15 protein-coding genes are annotated in these 15,437 nt (G+C 71.0%); 8 read left to right on the top strand and 7 right to left on the bottom strand.

The features are described from left to right. Positions 1-83: 83 nt before the first annotated feature. Positions 84-2,402: a carbamoyltransferase HypF gene (gene hypF, locus AB0K21_RS33005; protein ID WP_343983436.1), complete on the top strand. Its 2,319-nt coding sequence runs from the start codon at positions 84-86 to the stop codon at positions 2,400-2,402. Positions 2,403-2,420: 18 nt separating this feature from the next. Here the strand turns inward: hypF and AB0K21_RS33010 are convergent, their stop codons facing one another. The 3 genes from AB0K21_RS33010 to AB0K21_RS33020 form a co-directional block, all read right to left on the bottom strand. Further along, positions 2,421-2,768 (bottom strand): VOC family protein, encoded by a 348-nt coding sequence (locus tag AB0K21_RS33010; RefSeq protein WP_343983433.1) that lies wholly within the window; start codon positions 2,766-2,768, stop codon positions 2,421-2,423. A gap of 74 nt (positions 2,769-2,842) precedes the next feature. After that, positions 2,843-3,646: a helix-turn-helix domain-containing protein gene (locus tag AB0K21_RS33015; protein WP_343983429.1), complete on the bottom strand. Its 804-nt coding sequence runs from the start codon at positions 3,644-3,646 to the stop codon at positions 2,843-2,845. An 85-nt stretch (positions 3,647-3,731) separates the two neighbouring features. Next, positions 3,732-5,804, bottom strand: a complete 2,073-nt coding sequence (locus tag AB0K21_RS33020; RefSeq protein WP_343983426.1) for a prolyl oligopeptidase family serine peptidase — start codon at positions 5,802-5,804, stop codon at positions 3,732-3,734. 318 nt (positions 5,805-6,122) lie between these two features. Here AB0K21_RS33020 and AB0K21_RS33025 point away from each other — a divergent pair, with 318 nt between their 5' ends. From AB0K21_RS33025 to AB0K21_RS33035, 3 genes are all read left to right on the top strand, one after another. Continuing rightward, positions 6,123-6,632 carry an HNH endonuclease gene (locus AB0K21_RS33025; RefSeq protein WP_030917850.1) on the top strand — a complete coding sequence of 170 codons (510 nt, stop codon included), beginning with the start codon at positions 6,123-6,125 and terminating at the stop codon, positions 6,630-6,632. A gap of 90 nt (positions 6,633-6,722) precedes the next feature. Then, the gene (locus tag AB0K21_RS33030) at positions 6,723-7,544 is read left to right on the top strand and encodes a GNAT family N-acetyltransferase (protein WP_364155559.1); all 822 of its coding nucleotides are present in this window, start codon (positions 6,723-6,725) and stop codon (positions 7,542-7,544) included. A gap of 105 nt (positions 7,545-7,649) precedes the next feature. Further along, positions 7,650-7,871: a zinc ribbon domain-containing protein gene (locus AB0K21_RS33035; RefSeq protein WP_343983419.1), complete on the top strand. Its 222-nt coding sequence runs from the start codon at positions 7,650-7,652 to the stop codon at positions 7,869-7,871. A 72-nt stretch (positions 7,872-7,943) separates the two neighbouring features. Here the strand turns inward: AB0K21_RS33035 and AB0K21_RS33040 are convergent, their stop codons facing one another. From AB0K21_RS33040 to AB0K21_RS33050, 3 genes are all read right to left on the bottom strand, one after another. Then, positions 7,944-8,426 carry a WYL domain-containing protein gene (locus tag AB0K21_RS33040; RefSeq protein ID WP_343983416.1) on the bottom strand — a complete coding sequence of 161 codons (483 nt, stop codon included), beginning with the start codon at positions 8,424-8,426 and terminating at the stop codon, positions 7,944-7,946. Positions 8,427-8,507: 81 nt separating this feature from the next. Further along, positions 8,508-10,346, bottom strand: coding sequence for a dihydroxy-acid dehydratase (gene ilvD, locus AB0K21_RS33045; protein ID WP_343983413.1), 1,839 nt, complete (start codon positions 10,344-10,346; stop codon positions 8,508-8,510). A 155-nt stretch (positions 10,347-10,501) separates the two neighbouring features. Beyond that, a complete protein-coding gene (locus AB0K21_RS33050) occupies positions 10,502-11,125 on the bottom strand; it encodes a nuclease-related domain-containing protein (RefSeq protein WP_343983410.1) in 624 nt (207 codons plus the stop codon). A 354-nt stretch (positions 11,126-11,479) separates the two neighbouring features. On the opposite strand from AB0K21_RS33050, the gene AB0K21_RS33055 reads away from it, so the two are divergent. From AB0K21_RS33055 to AB0K21_RS33070, 4 genes are read left to right on the top strand one after another with little or no spacing between them, the layout of a single operon-like run. Next, positions 11,480-12,901 carry an amidase gene (locus AB0K21_RS33055; RefSeq protein WP_364155562.1) on the top strand — a complete coding sequence of 474 codons (1,422 nt, stop codon included), beginning with the start codon at positions 11,480-11,482 and terminating at the stop codon, positions 12,899-12,901. A gap of 38 nt (positions 12,902-12,939) precedes the next feature. Further along, a complete protein-coding gene (locus AB0K21_RS33060) occupies positions 12,940-13,239 on the top strand; it encodes a hypothetical protein (RefSeq protein WP_343983404.1) in 300 nt (99 codons plus the stop codon). 35 nt (positions 13,240-13,274) lie between these two features. After that, the gene (locus tag AB0K21_RS33065; RefSeq protein WP_343983401.1) at positions 13,275-13,637 is read left to right on the top strand and encodes a DUF5130 family protein; all 363 of its coding nucleotides are present in this window, start codon (positions 13,275-13,277) and stop codon (positions 13,635-13,637) included. A 44-nt stretch (positions 13,638-13,681) separates the two neighbouring features. Next, positions 13,682-14,233: a hypothetical protein gene (locus AB0K21_RS33070; protein ID WP_343983398.1), complete on the top strand. Its 552-nt coding sequence runs from the start codon at positions 13,682-13,684 to the stop codon at positions 14,231-14,233. A 45-nt stretch (positions 14,234-14,278) separates the two neighbouring features. Here the strand turns inward: AB0K21_RS33070 and AB0K21_RS33075 are convergent, their stop codons facing one another. Next, positions 14,279-15,241 carry a hypothetical protein gene (locus tag AB0K21_RS33075; protein WP_343983395.1) on the bottom strand — a complete coding sequence of 321 codons (963 nt, stop codon included), beginning with the start codon at positions 15,239-15,241 and terminating at the stop codon, positions 14,279-14,281. Positions 15,242-15,437 lie beyond the last annotated feature (196 nt).

Raw genomic sequence — 15,437 nt, forward strand, 5'->3', positions numbered from 1 at the left:
AAGCTCTGATCATCGACGTAACCTTCCCGTCCAGATCATGCGAGCCCCGAGGCCTTCCCGCCGGACGCGGGAAGGATGGCGGGATGGGCACGGGGCGGGCGCGGGTCCGCGTCAGGATCAGGGTCGAGGGGATCGTGCAGGGGGTGGGCTTCCGCCCCCATGTCCACTCCCTGGCCCGGCGGCTGGAGCTGTCGGGATGGGTGGGCAACGACGGCCACGGTGTTCTCATCGAGGCCGAGGGGGTGCCCGGCGACGTCGCGCGCTTCCAGGAGGACCTGCGAAGTCAGGCCCCGCCGCTGGCGGTGATCCACCGCATGACGGCCACCTCGATACCGGCGCGCGGAGAGCGCGGATTCCGCATCGCGGCCAGCCGGGACGGAGACCGGCGGGTCACTCTTATCTCACCTGATGTCGCGACATGTGATGACTGCCTGGGCGAGCTGTTCGACCCCGCCGACCGGCGATACCGCCACCCCTTCGTCAACTGCACCAACTGCGGGCCGAGGTTCACCATCATCCGGGACCTCCCCTACGACCGGCCCGCCACCACGATGGCCGGATTCGCCATGTGCGGGGAGTGCGAGAGGGAGTACCTCGACCCGTCGGACCGCAGGTTCCACGCCCAGCCGATCTGCTGCCCGGCCTGCGGCCCGGTCCTGCGCCTGCTGGACGGCGGCGCCCCCCACGGCGTCCCCCACGGTGGCGGTGGCGATCCGATCGTGGCGGCGGCGGAGGTGCTGCGGGCGGGCGGCGTCCTGGCGGTCAAGGGGCTCGGCGGGTACCACCTGGCGGTCGACGCGGCGGACGAGGAGGCCGCCAGGACCCTCCGCGCTCGCAAACGCCGCGAGGACAGGCCGTTCGCGATCATGGTTCCCGACCTGCGCGCCGCCCACGCGCTCTGCGAACTGGACGACGAGAGCGAGCGGCTGCTCACCGGCCCGCGGCGCCCGATCGTGCTGCTGCCCCGCCGCTCGGGGGCCGCGCCGGCCGGAGCCGTGGCGCCGGGCGACCGCACCCTCGGCCTCATGCTGCCGTACACGCCGGTCCACCACCTGCTCGCCGCCGAGTTCACCCGGCCGTACGTGCTCACCAGCGGGAACCTCTCCGACGAGCCCATCGCCCACCGCGACGACGACGCGCTCGTCAGGCTGGCCGGGATCGCGGACGCCTTCCTGACCCACGACCGGCCGATCCACATCCGGGCCGACGACTCCGTGGTCCTCGTCGCGCGGGGGCGGGCGCTACCGCTGCGCAGGTCCCGGGGATACGCCCCGGAGCCACTGCGGCTCTCACCGCCCGCCCGGCGGCCCGTGCTCGCCTGCGGTGCCGAGCTGAAGAGCACGTTCTGCCTCGCGAGGCGAGGGTACGCCTTCGTCTCCCATCACATAGGCGACCTGGAGAACTACGAGACGCTGCGCTCCTTCGCAGAGGGGATCGAACACCTCGGGCGCCTGCTCGGCATCACCCCCGGCCTCGTCGCACACGATCTCCACCCCGAGTACCTGTCCACCAAGTACGCCCTCGATCTGGAGTCGGTGGACCTGACCGGGGTGCAGCACCACCACGCGCACATCGCCTCCTGCCTGGCCGACAACGCCGAGAGCGGCCCGGTCATCGGGGTGGCCTTCGACGGTCTCGGGTACGGCACCGACGGCACGATCTGGGGTGGCGAGCTCCTGGTGGCCGACCTCGTCGGCTTCACCCGTGCCGGCCGCCTGGCGCCGGTGCCGATGCCCGGCGGCACCGCGGCCATCAGGCAGCCCTGGCGGATGGCGGCCGCCCACCTGGACGCGGCGTACGGTGCCGCGCTCCCCGAGGACCTGCGGGTCAGGGCCCGCCACGGCACACGCTGGGACGAGGTGCTCGCCGTGGCCGGAGCGGGGACGAACTCCCCGCTCACCTCCAGCGCGGGCCGTCTGTTCGACGCGGTGGCGGCGATCCTCGGGCTCCGGGACACCGCCGGATACGAGGGACAGGCCGCGATCGCCCTGGAGCAGCGGGCCGACCCCGCCGAGGGTGGCGCCTACCCGGCGCGGATCCTCGACGAGGGGTCGCTCGTGACGATCCAGGTCGCGGACCTCATCCGTGCGGTCACCGAGGAGACCCGCGCCGGGGTGGTCCCGGCGCTCGTCTCCGCCCGCTTCCACAACGGGCTCGCCGCCGTCACCGCCGCGGCGTGCGCCAGGATCCGGGAGAGCACCGGGATCGGCACGGTCGCGCTGTCCGGCGGGGTCTTCCAGAACCGCCTGTTGCTTGATGGTCTCGCGGGCGCCCTCGGGCTCGGAGGCTTCCGGATCCTGACCCACCGCGCAGTACCCCCCAACGACGGCGGCATCAGCTTCGGCCAGGCCGCCGTGGCGGCGGCGCGCGACGTCCTCGGCCACCCCCGCCCCGGATCCTGAGAAGGGACGCCGCGGGAGTCAGGGCCGGTACGTCCCGAAATACCAGAGGTTGCCCTCCGGGTCCTTGCAGGCGTAGTCGCGCGAGCCGTAGTCCTGGTCGGCCGGCTCGCTGGTGACCTCGGCTCCGGCCGCGACGGCCCTGTCGTGGTGGGCGTCGGGGTCGTCCACGGCGATGTAGATCCCCGGGCCGCCGGGCTCGCCCCTACCGGTCATGACCATCCCGGTGCCGACGAGCAGTTCGCCATGGCCGACGCCTCCGTCGTCGGACGTGACCAGCTCGTGGACCTCGAATCCGAATGCCCGGACCAGCCAGTCGACGGCCTTGGCGGGGTCGTGGTAGCGGACCAGCGGATAAACGGTTCGCATGCTTCCTCCTCCTGTTCGGTGATCACCACGATGTCACCGGCGGGAGGGGCCGGGCTTGGAAAAATCTGACCTGATCATCCGGGGGCGCGCGGCGCCGCCAGCTCGCGGGGGGTGACTCCGGCCATGGCTTTGAAGTCGCGGTTCATATGGGCCTGGTCGTAGTAGCCGCAGGCGGCCGCGGTGTCGGCCAGGGACATGCCGGACCTCAGCCGGCCGGTGGCGTGCTCGAAACGCAGCACCCTGGCCGCGGCCTTCGGCGCCAGCCCGACCTGGTCGTGGAAGCGGGAGACCAGATGCCGGTGGCTCCACCCCAGCTCGGCGGCCATCGAGGCCACGGACACCGCGCCACGGGTGGCGACCAGGCGGTCCCACGCCCAGCCGACGCGGCGGTCGGTGACCGGCGCCTCGTTGATCCGCTCACTGAGCGCCTCGTCCAGCAGCGCGAGCCGGGCGGTCCGGCCGGAAGCCTGTGCCAACCGCTCGACCGTGGTCGTGGCCCACGGTCCGAGCACCTCCTCCAGCGACACCACCCGGTTGGTCAGCTCCCGCATGGGCACGCCGAGTAGCCGTCTGGCCCCGAGCGGTGTGAGGTTGACCTGCACCCCCTCGGCGGTTCCGGCCGTGGTGGTGTCGACGTAGGTGTCGTGCAGGCCGCCCGCGAACGACGCCAGCCGCCGCCCTCCCCGCGGCCCGCTCAGCGCGAGCGGCGCACCGAAACCGAAGATCATCACGATGCCGGCGAACGGCGGCTGCCGCCGGGGCACGGGCTCGGCGTGACGCTCGGTGTAGGCCGACAGATGCGTGACGTACGGCCGAAGGAAGGCGCCGGGCTCGCCTTCGACGAAGGTCAGACCCTCGGCCACCGCTGCGTCGTCCACCCCCCGACCATAACCGCCGCCCACGACAGTCCGGCGTCGCGGCCGTACCGGGAGAGGGTGCCCCAGGAGGTGCCCTCCCCGCCGCTCAGGAGGTCAGCCCGGTGTGGTAGGCGAGGAAGGTCAGCTGGTCGGCGGCGAGCTCGATGGTCTTGCTCACCGAACGGGCTCCGTGGCCGGCCTCGATCTCGTTGCGGAGCAGGATCGGCCGGTCACAGGCCTGGGCGTGCTGCAGGGCCGCGCACATCTTCCAGGCGTGCAGCGGATGGACCCGGGTGTCGGACTGGAAGACCGTGAACAACGTCGCCGGGTAGCACTCCCCCTCGCGTACATGGTGGTAGGGGGAGTAGGAGTGCAGCCAGGCGAACTCGTCGGGCTTCTCGGCGGAGCCGTACTCGACGTTCCACGTCGCGCCCAGGCCGAACAGCTCGTAGCGGATCATGTCGAGCAGCGGAGCCGAGCAGACCACCGCGGCGTACAGCTCCGGGCGCTGGGTCAGGGCCGCGCCTACCAGCAGGCCGCCGTTCGAGCCGCCGGAGATGGCCAGTTGCGAGGACGTGGTCACGCCGGTGGCGATCAGGTGCTCGGCCGCCGCGTGCAGGTCGTCGAAGACGTTCTGCTTGTGGGAGAGCATCCCGGCCCGGTGCCACTCCTCGCCCTGCTCGCCGCCGCCGCGCAGCTGGGCGATGGCGTACGTGCCGCCCGCCTCGACCCAGCTCAGGATGGACGCCGAGTAGCCGGGGGTCATCGAGAGCCCGAAACCGCCGTAGCCGTACAGGATCGTGGGGCGCGGGCCCTCGGCGCCGGGACGGGAGATCACCAGCATGTGGACCTCGCTGCCGTCGGCGGAGCGGTAGGTCACCTGCTCGGTGTCGACGGCGGGCACCTCGACGGCGCCGGGGGAGGCCGCCCAGAGCGTCGTCTCGCCGGTGCGGGCGTCGTAGCGCTGGATGCTCGGCGGCGTGGTGTTGTCGGTGTAGCCGAACCACGCCTCGTGGCCGCCCTCCGGGCGCTCGCTGATGCCGCCGATGGTGCCCAGGCCGGGCGTCGGCACATCTCCGACGCGCTCACCGGTGGCCAGGTCGTGCACCGAGATCTCGCTGATCGCGTGGCGGGTCCAGCCGGCGAGCATGACCGGCCGGTCGAGGTCGTCGAGGATCGCGAAGTCCGTCAGCACGGCCTCGGGGTCCTGCGGGATGAGGTCACGCCAGTTCTCGAACCGAGGATCGGACGGGTCGGTCACGCAGACACGGGCGCGCGGGGCGTCGCGGTCCGTGAAGACGTACAGGCGGCCGTCGCGGCCGAAGTGCAGGGCCGTCTGGGCGTCGACGTCCTGCTGGACGACGACCAGGTCGGGGGAGGAGGGAGAAGAGGCCTCCAGGTCGGCCACCCACAGGTCGTTGCGCGGTGCGGTGCCGCGGGAGGCGGAGATCTGCAGCCACCGGCCGTCGCGGGAGACCGCCACGCCGTAGTAGTTGGTCTTCTCCAGGCCATCACCGAAGATCAGGACATCCTCCTCGGTGGAGGTGCCGACCCTGTGCAGGTAGACCCGGCGGTGGAACTGCTCCTCCCCCTCGGGCACCTCGGTGGCGGGCAGTCTGCGCACGTAGTAGAAAGCCTCGCCGCCGGGCAGCCACGCCACGGGGGAGTAGCGGCAGCGGTCGATCGGTCCCTCGATGCGGTCGCCGAACGCGACGTCCATCAGGTAGAGGCTCGACTCCTCGTCGCCGCCCACCGAGACCTGGTAGGCGAGCAGACGGCCCTCCTTGTCGGGCTGCCAGGAGTCGAGGGTGGTCAGCCCGGTCGAGTCGAGCGCCATCGGGTCGAGCAGCGCCCGCTCGGTGCCGCCGGGGTCGACGGTGTAGAGCACGGCGTGCTCCTGTCCCGGGGTGCGCCTCATGAAGAACTGCCGCTCCCCGCGCCACGTCGGCGCGCTGACCGAACCGGACCTGAGCAGCTCCGTGATCCGCGCCTTGAAACCCTCGCGTCCGGGGAGGATGTCCAGCTCGGTCTCCAGCAGCCTCTCCTGCCCCACCAGCCAGTCCTTCGTCGCCGGATCATCCGAATCCTCCAGCCAGCGGTAGGGGTCGGAAACAGGCACCCCGTGGAGCTCCTCGACGAGCTCAACACGGCTGGCTGGAGGATATGGCTGTCGCGTCATGGCAGGAACCCTACGACCTCGGCAGGGCAGAACGCGGGCATTGCGCGACGGGCGTATCTGATCTGCGGCAGGAGGAGTTAAGAACTGGTAATGCGGGCATAAAACGTATCAGGTTTCTCTCCAGTCATTTATGGGTGGCGGGAACCGCGACGCAGAAGCCAAACTTGGTGAAGGACGGTGCCGTGGTGAGCATCCGCTGGGCCGTCCGGCGGAGGTCCTCGTGACGGAAGCGCCCGGGCCCCAGGAGGGGCCGCCAGCCGGGGCACGCGGTGGCGTGCCCCCTCAACTGACACGTCCTGCGGCGGGAGAGGCCCGCTGATGCGCCAGGTCCTGCTCTTGAACGCCACCTACGAACCCCTGACCACCCTGTCCCTGCACCGGGCCGTCGTGCTCGTGCTCAGGGAGAAGGCGGACGTCGTGCACCGCGACGGGCGGGGCGCCGTGTTCCGCTCGGCGAGCCGCACGCTCGACGTTCCTTCGGTGATCAGGCTTCGAAGATATGTCCGGATTCCCTACCGGTCGCGGATTCCGCTGACCCGAACCGCGTTGATGCGCCGGGACGACTACCGGTGCGCCTACTGCGGCCAGCGGGCCGAGACCATCGACCATGTCATCCCGCGCTCGCGGGGCGGCCCCCACACCTGGGAGAACTGCGTCGCGTCGTGCACGACGTGCAACCACCGCAAGGCCGATCGCATGCTGGAGGAACTGGGGTGGACGCTCAGCGTCGCCCCGGTGGTGCCACGCGGCGTCCACTGGCGGTTGATCGGCGCGCACATCGTCGGCGACCCCCAGTGGGCGCCCTACCTCGCGGAGAGCGCGGCCTGAGAACGGCGCCGCTGTGATCGCGCCGCACGGCGTTGATCACGGCGGCAGGCCCGTTGGCGCCGACGACCCCCGATGGGCACAATCATGGTCATGACATGGACCTTCACCTCCGACATCGAGGTGTACGCGGGGATGGCGGAGCCGTGGCTGCTGCGGGATCCGGTCCGCAACACCGTCCCTCTCACGGTCCTGCGCGCCGTACGGAGCGGTCTGTGGGGCGATGACGTGCTGCTGGGCAGGCTGGAGCGCGGCGGCCGGATCGTGGCGACCGCGATCCAGACGCCTCCGCACGCCCTTCTGCTCCCCGACATCCCCGCCGACACCGTGCTCGACCTCGCCACCGACCTGATCGAGAAGGAACGGGCGGTCCCCGGCGTGGCCGGGCCGCTCCCGCTGGCCGAGGCGTTCGCCGCCTCCTGGTGGCGGCCCGAGGCCAAACGTCGTGCGGAACGCCTCTACCGGCTCGACGCGCTGGTCGGCCCGGACCCCGCTCCGCGAGGGGCCTCGCGGGTGGCCGTCGCCGACGACCTCGATCTCCTGGTCCGGTGGGGTGAGGAGTTCCAGGCCGAGGCCGAGGCGGTCGGCCCCGTCGACCTGACCCCGCTGGTGGCCAGCCGGATCGCCAGACGGGAACTGGTCGTGTGGGAGGCGGGCGGGCGGCCCGTCGCGTTCGCCGGGGCCTCCTCGCCCATCGGCGGGATGTCTCGGGTCGGCCCCGTCTACACGCCCGCGGAGTTTCGGCGGAAGGGCTACGGCACCGCGCTCTCGCATGCCGTGAGCGCCAAGGTGCTCACCGAGGGCGCCGAGGACGTGCTGCTCTTCACGGACCTGTCCAACCCCACGTCCAACTCGATCTACCGGGCGATCGGCTACCGGCCGGTGGCCGACTACGCCTCCATCACCTTCGCCTGACCTTTCTCGGCGCGCCTTTCCCGCCTGCCCGGGGAAGCCTCACGAGAGGAGACAGGACACCGGCGGCACGGGTGATCGGCGAGCGAGCCGGGTAACCTTGGGGTCATGCCCCGATACGACTTCCGCTGCCGCGCCTGCGGGTCCACCTTTGAGATCTCCCGTCCGATGGCACGCTCCGGTGAGCCGGCGCTCTGCCCCGACGGCCACGACGACACGGTCAAGCTGTTGTCCACCGTCGCGGTGACCGGCGGCTCCGCGAGTTCCCCGGCCGCGCCCCGGCCTTCCGGTGGTGGCGGCGGGTGTTGCGGCGGCGGCTGCTGCGGCTGACCACATCGGGAGTCCGCCACCCCGGCCCGGACCGGCCGGGGTGGCGGCTCGAGCCGACCTGACCGCGACCGGCTACGCGGCGCGCTTGCCCTGGAAGGGCAGGAATCCCTCGGCTCGGTGCGGGCGGGCCGGTACGAAGGTGGGTTCGGTGGCGACGATCCGGTCGAACCGGAACGCCCGGATCCCGTGACGCATGCGGCACATGCCGACGAGATACCAGTATTCGCGGTGGACCATGCAGGTCACCGGGTCGACGTCACGGACTGTGATCCGCCCGGAGACGTCGCGGTAGTGGAGGCGGATGACGAGGCCTGAGGTGATGGCGTTGGCGATCGTCCGGGCGCGGTCGGCGATCGGGGCGGGCATCGGCTCGGTGAGGGTCATCAGGGTGGTGGCGACGACGTCGTCGTCGATCTCCATCTGCTCGAACGCATGACGCAGGCCGCTGCGGGCGGCGTTGGCCTGCGGGCCCGACCCCAGATGTGCCATCGACAGGGCGAGGGCGGCGATCTCGGCGGCCGTCAGCGGGGTGGTGAGCTTCATGACGCTAGTCATACCCAGATGATACGTCCGAGCACTGACATTTTTTCGAACTTCCTATCGGGTAAGGCATCTCTGTCCGATAGGAAGCCCAGGTCAGCGCGACAGCTGTGACAGGTCGCGCGAGGCACCTGTGGAGGCGGAGGTGGTGAGCGCGGCGTATGCCTGCAGCGCGGCGCTCACCGGGCGCTGGCGCGTCCGCGGCCGGTAGCCGCCCAGATCGGCCAGGAGCTTCTCCCGGCGGGCGGCCAGTTCCTCCTCGGAGACCTTCAGCTCGATCGAGCGGCCGGGGATGTCGATCGTGACGAGGTCGCCGTCCTCGACGAGCGCGATGGTGCCGCCCTCGGCCGCCTCGGGGGAGGCGTGACCGATGGACAGGCCGCTCGTTCCGCCGGAGAAGCGGCCGTCGGTGATCAGCGCGCACTCCTTGCCCAGCCCCTTGCCCTTGAGGAACGAGGTGGGGTAGAGCATCTCCTGCATGCCGGGCCCGCCCTTCGGCCCCTCGTAGCGGATCACCACGACGTCGCCGGCCTTGACCTTGTTGTTGAGGATGCCCTCGACCGCGTCGTCCTGCGACTCGAAGACCACCGCGGGGCCCTCGAACCTCCAGATCGACTCGTCGACCCCGGCGGTCTTGACGATGCAGCCCTCGGTGGCGATGTTGCCGTAGAGGACGGCCAGGCCGCCGTCGCGGGTGTAGGCGTGCTCGATGTCGCGCACGCAGCCCTCGGACCGGTCGAGGTCCAGTTCCTCCCAGCGGGCTCCCTGGGAGAAGGGCTTCACGGTGCGGGCGTTGCCGGGACCCGCGTGCCACAGCTCAAGGGCCTCGGGCAGCGCGCGCGGCGACTGCGGGTCCCAGGAGTCGAGGTAGTCGCCCAGGGTGCCGCCGTTGACCGTGTAGGCGTCGCGGTGGAGCAGGCCGCCCCGGTCGAGCTCGCCCAGGATCGCCGGGATGCCGCCGGCGCGGTGGACGTCCTCGACGTGGTACTTCGCGGTGGCGGGGGCGACCTTGCACAGGCAGGGCACCCGCAGCGAGATCTCGTTGATCTCCTTCAGCCCGAAGTCGACCTGGGCCTCGCGGGCCGCGGCGAGGATGTGCAGGATCGTGTTGGTCGAGCCGCCCATCGCCACGTCCAGCGCCATGGCGTTCTCGAACGCGTCCTTGGTCGCGATGGCGCGTGGCAGGACCGTCTCGTCGTCCTGCTCGTAGTAGCGGCGGGTGATCTCCACGAGCCGGCGTCCGGCGTCCTCGAACAGCTTCCTGCGCGCCTTGTGCGTGGCCAGGATCGTGCCGTTGCCCGGAAGCGCGAGGCCGATGGCCTCGGCGAGGCAGTTCATCGAGTTGGCGGTGAACATGCCACTGCACGAACCGCAGGTCGGGCAGGCGTTCTCCTCCATCTCCAGCAGCTCCGCGTCGGAGACGGCGTCGTTGGCCGCGGCGATCATCGGGTCGATCAGGTCGAGTTTCCCGTTGGGGGTCTTGCCCGCCTCCATCGGACCGCCGGAGACGAAGACCGTGGGGATGTTCAGCCGGAAGGCGGCGAGCAGCATGCCCGGAGTGATCTTGTCGCAGTTGGAGACGCAGATCAGCGCGTCGGCACAGTGCGCGTTGACCATGTACTCGACCGCGTCCGCGATCAGTTCGCGGCTGGGCAGCGAGTACAGCATGCCGCCGTGCCCCATCGCGATGCCGTCGTCGACCGCGATCGTGTTGAACTCGCGGGGGATCGCCCCCGCCTCGCGGATCGCGCCGGCCACCACGTCGCCGACCTCGCGCAGGTGGACGTGCCCGGGGACGAACTGGGTGAAGCTGTTGGCCACGGCGATGATCGGTTTCCCGAAGTCCTCGCCGGCTACGCCCGTCGCCCGGAGTAGGGCCCGGGCCCCGGCCATGTTCCTGCCGTGAGTGACCGTACGAGACCTGAGGGCGGGCATGAGGCTTCTCCCATCATCGAAACCGTGGTCTATGAATGGTACGGCCACCGCTCAGCGCGTGAGACGACCGCCCATGCCATGAGACATCGGGTCCGTGACCACAGGTTCCGCGAACACCGTCGCTTCGCGAACACCGTGCGGGAGAGCCGGCGAGGTCAGTTCTCCGGGTAGCGCGCGGGCAGGACCTGCTCGGCGACCTCGTAGATCCTGTCGATCTCGGCGTCGGTGAGTGAGCGCTCCCGCTTGGTGATCCATTTACGGACACGACTGCCGTCGAATACGTCCACCTCGCGGACGTTGAGGACCTTCCAGGGGATGGCCGGGCCGTAGATCGCCAGAGACGGCACGATCGTGACCTCACGGCCGAGCTCCGCGCCGATCAGTTCGGCGGCCTGGGACGCCTCCCAGCGCGCCTCGTCGAGACGTGGCTTCTGGTTGAACGGGCCGTGGAACAGCTTGCGGTGCGACTGGACGCGGACGGGCAGGCGCTTGTCCCACTTCTCGGAGTCGACCGCGTAGACGCCGGTGGGACCCACGACCAGGTGGTCGATCTGGGCCTCGCTGCCGGGGATCGCACGGGCGTGCAGGGTGCGGTAGCCCCCGCGCTCCAGCCGTTTCAACTGCATCTCCGTCCGCCGTTCCGCGACCGAGGAGCGCCGCCAGGCGGGCACCGACGAGTTGGAACGGGCGTGAAGCACGGTGTCGACGATCGCGGCCACCACGGCGGCGGTGAAGCCCAGCTGCCAGCTGGCCAGCAGGATGGCTGCGAGCACGCCCACGCCGACCGCGACGAGAACGCGTCGGCGCAGGTGGCGGTACTTGGGGTGATCGAGCAGGCTGCGCAGCGCCGCGCGCTCGACGGGTGCGTACGTAGACGCTGGTGCGGCGGGTCGAGACGTCGGCCGGTCCTCGGCCTGTCGGTCACTGACCCAAATCGGTGACGTAGTGTTACCGTCTTCTGGTACCTGACCGGAATCCACGTAACTCACGGTAGCTGACATCCTCGGGGGGTGCCTAGTATTGCGTATCTCATACTTTTGTGACCGCCGTCACCCGCTTGGCGCTGCTATGAACCGGGTATCTATGGGCTTCCACTCTGGATAACCGCGCGTTCTGCGCCTACTGTGCGGGGCGTGGCTCACATTCACGATCTTAACGCTCTGCAGCAGGCGGCAGCCGTGCGGCGCAGGGAGGTCTCGCCCGTCGAGATCACCGAGCACTACCTCGACCGGATCGCCCGCCTGGACCCCCAGATCGGCGCGTACGTAACCGTGACCCCCGAACTCGCCCTGGAACAGGCGCACAAGGTCGAGGCGAGGGTGCTCGCCGGAGACGATCCCTCGCCCCTGGCCGGGGTGCCGATCCCGATCAAGGACCTCAACCTCGTCAAGGGCGTGCCGATCCACTTCGGCTCGGCCACCTATGAGGACTTCGTCGCGCCGGTGGACGACAGCGTGGTCGAGCGGCTCAGGGACGCTGGGACGATCATGCTCGGCAAGACCGCGACGCCCGAGTTCGGGCTGCCGTGCTACACCGAGACCTCCGTCTCGGCGCCCAGCCGCACCCCGTGGGATCTCTCCCGGTCGGCCGGCGGGTCCAGCGGCGGCGCGGCGGCGGCGGTCGCCGCGGGCCTGGCCCCCGCCGCGCAGGGCAGCGACGGCGCCGGGTCGATCCGCATCCCCGCCTCGGTCTGCGGGCTGTTCGGTATCAAGCCCTCCCGGGGCAGGATCAGCTTCGCACCGATAGTTCCCGACCTGGCCGGCCTGTCGACCAACGGCCCGATCACCAGAACCGTCGCCGACGCCGCCGCGCTGCTCGACGTGATGGCCCACCACAACCCCGGCGATCTCTATCACGCGCCGCCGCCGGAACTCGGCTCCTTCCACGCGTACGTGGGCCGCGACCCCGGTCGCCTGCGGATCGCCCGCTACGCCGAGCCGCTGGTCCCCGGCGTCGTCGTGGACCCCGAGGTGCTCGCCGCCTACGAGCACGCCTCGGCGGAGCTGGCGGCGCTCGGACACGAGGTGGTCGACATCGCCCCGCCGTTCGGGCCGGACACGGTGCCGCAGTTCGTGACGCTCTGGTACGCGTTCTCGTGCATGCACCCGGTCGATCTGACCAGGCAGGACAGGCTCCGGCCGCTGACCGCCTGGCTGCGCGAGCGCGGCTTCGCCACCCCGGCCCCCGACTTCCTGCAGGCCCAGTCGGCGCTGCAGCTCGCCACCCGGTTCGGCCTGCTGGCGACCGACCCCTACGACGCGGTGCTCACCCCGACCGTGACGCAACCGCCCAGGCCCGTGGGCTGGTTCGAGGACGTCGAGGGCCCCGAGGAGACCTTCGAGCGGATGAAGCGGTTCGCCGCCTTCCCCGCCATCTACAACGTCAGCGGCCAGCCCGCGGTCAACCTGCCGCTGCACTGGAGCGCGGACGGCCTCCCGATCGGCGTGATGCTGGCCGGCAGGTTCGGCGACGAGGGCACCCTGATCTCCGTGTCGTCGCAGATCGAGGCTGCTCGCGGGGGTTTCTGGGGTGAGCGCAGGCCCACCACCTGGTAGTCCTCGACGGGCCGCCGACCTGGGGTTACTTTTGAGAGATGGACAGCGCGATCGAGGTCCTGGGCTTTCTCATCGGGGTCTCCGGTGGCCTGTTCCTGCTCATCGTCCTGCTTGTGACGATGCCCGGCAGGATGCGCGACAGGGCCGCGAGGAGCACGTCGGCGGGTGCGGTCTGGCTGGGGGGACCGTTCGGCAGCGAGCGCGGGGTCAGCGATGCGGTTCTGGTGCTGACGGAGCGGCGTCCGAGCCCGTCTCCGGCGCCTGAGGCAGACTGGGTCTCGCTCGCGGAGACCGCCGAGCCGGGACGGCACACCGGTGGAGCGTCGGCGGCCTGGTGAGGCCCGGCGAGGGCCGACGGAGGCGAGGTACCGAGATGCTGACCCTGACCTCGACGGAGGGGGACGACGTCCGCGGGGCCCTGCGCACCGCGGAGCGGCTCACCGGGCTGCGCTTCGCCGCCTATCTCGGGCCGGCGATCGGCCCGCGCCGTCACTTCTCGGAGCGGCTGCACGCCGCGCTGGGAGAGGAGGCCGACAGGGCGGTGCTCGTCTTCGTGGACCATGGCGGGAGGGCACTGGAGATCGTCACGGGTCCGCGGGCCAGGGCGTGGCTGCCCGACGCCGAATGCCGCGCGGCCGCGATGTCGATGGCCGCGATCCTCGGCCTGGGCGACCTGGTGGGCGGGGTGGTCACCGGAGTCCTGCTGCTGGCCGACCGGGCATCGCGGCGCGGCTGATCCGTTCGCGCTGAGCGAAGATGATTTTCCCGGATAATCGGCTTGTGCTGAGGATCAGGTGGAACGCGCTGCTGGGTCGCTCTTCCAGGGGGTTCCCGGCGGCGCGGGAGCCCGACATGATCATCGGCTACGTGCAGGAGGCATTCGCCGAGGTCCGGGCGAGGGTCCGCGAGGAGGACGAGACGGCGGTCATCCTGCTGGTCACGACGGGCGCGGCAGCCGGTGCCGTCGTCGTCGGGCTGTTGAACGGGTACTGGAGGCCCGGCGAGTTGTCCAGCAAGATCGAATGGCTCTGGTGGGCCGGCATGTTCTTCTGGCTGATGGGGATCCTCATGCTCGTCGGAGCCCTCTACCGCCGTACCGCGGGGCTGGCGGGCAGGACGCTGGAGAGACGCCGGTTCTATCCCGGAGGGTTCGGCGGCGAGGTACGGCCGGGATCGAGGCCTGGCGACAGGGTCGACCTGCTCGTCCTGGAGATCAGAAGGCTCAGCGCCGTCGGAGACGCCAAGCGGCGCTACATCCGCCGGGGCGTCTGGCTGATGCTGCTCTCCGTCATCTGCTGCGCGCTGTCGGCGTGCGTCAGCCGGCTGCTCTGATCGGCCCCGCCGGCAGCGTCGGCTCAGGGCCGTATCAGGGCCGGCTCAGGACTGGAGAAGCCGCACCAGATGGCGGCTGATGTCCGTCAGCAGCGTCGAGGGCGTCACCGGGGCGCCCGCGACGGCGGAGAACAGGGCCGGCAGCCCCGGCAGGGGGAAGCCGTCGTCACCGGACGCCTCGGCGCCCACCTCGTTCTTGGCCAGGATGGTCCGGCTGCGCTCCCAGGCCTCGGTGACCTCCTCGGGAGAGGGCACGCCGAACCCGTGGCCCACCGGAGCGGCGTGGCGCAGCCGCACCAGCGGGGTCTCGGCGAAGGCCAGCGCCACACCGGCACGCAGGGCGAGGTCGTCGCGGCGGTCCGCGCGCACCCAGTCCATCGCGGTGCAGGGGCTGCGGCAGTCGGCCACGCAGGTGGCCAGCGCCCCGGCGACCTGGCTGTGCTGGCGGTCGAAGTAGGCGCGCCATCCCTCGGCGGGCTCTCCCGCCACGCGCAGTGTCCGGTTGACCGCCGACTGCTCGGCCTTCGTGTGGTCGCACTCGCGGTCGCCGATCACCCCGAACCTGCTGTCCGGCGCGGTCAGGCCCTCCGGCCAGCGCGCGGGATCACCGGCGTTGCCGAGTACCGGCTCGAACGCGAGCAGCGGGAGATACTCGCTGGCGATGTGGATGGCGGCGACCATGGGACTCAGTTCCCGGCGGTGCCACCTGACCGCGATGACCTCCAGCAGCAGCCCGTACGCGGGCCGCAGCGACTCCAGCGCGCCGCGTGGCTGCTCGCGGGGCGTCTGCGGCATCGTGCAGGCCCGAGCACGCCGCCGCAGGTCACTCGGTACGGCCCGCGCCTCGGCGGCGAAGTCCTCCGCGTCGAGCGAGAGCAGTCGCTGGCCGAACTCGCACGCCGCCTCGATGTCACCCGCTTTCTCCACGACACCGGAGGCGAGGGCTCCGACATCACCAAAGGCGTACCTCCTGGCCAGGGAGATGAGCAGATCACGTGCCGATTCCACGGGGGCCCTCTCTTGACTTCGCTTTCCGGGGCCGGAGCCCGGGGTCCGCACCCCCCGGCGAGATCTCGATGACCGGGCGGAGCCGGACATGGGGTGTTCCTTGCGGTTGACACCTATCTCTACCAGTGTTCGCCCCAAGGTGCTCAGGACCGCTTGGCCTCAGCGGCCGGTGACGACGCACCGGACGGACACCCCC

The sequence above is a fragment of the Streptosporangium sp. NPDC049248 genome (assembly GCF_040678965.1).
GTDB lineage: Bacteria > Actinomycetota > Actinomycetes > Streptosporangiales > Streptosporangiaceae > Streptosporangium > Streptosporangium fukuiense.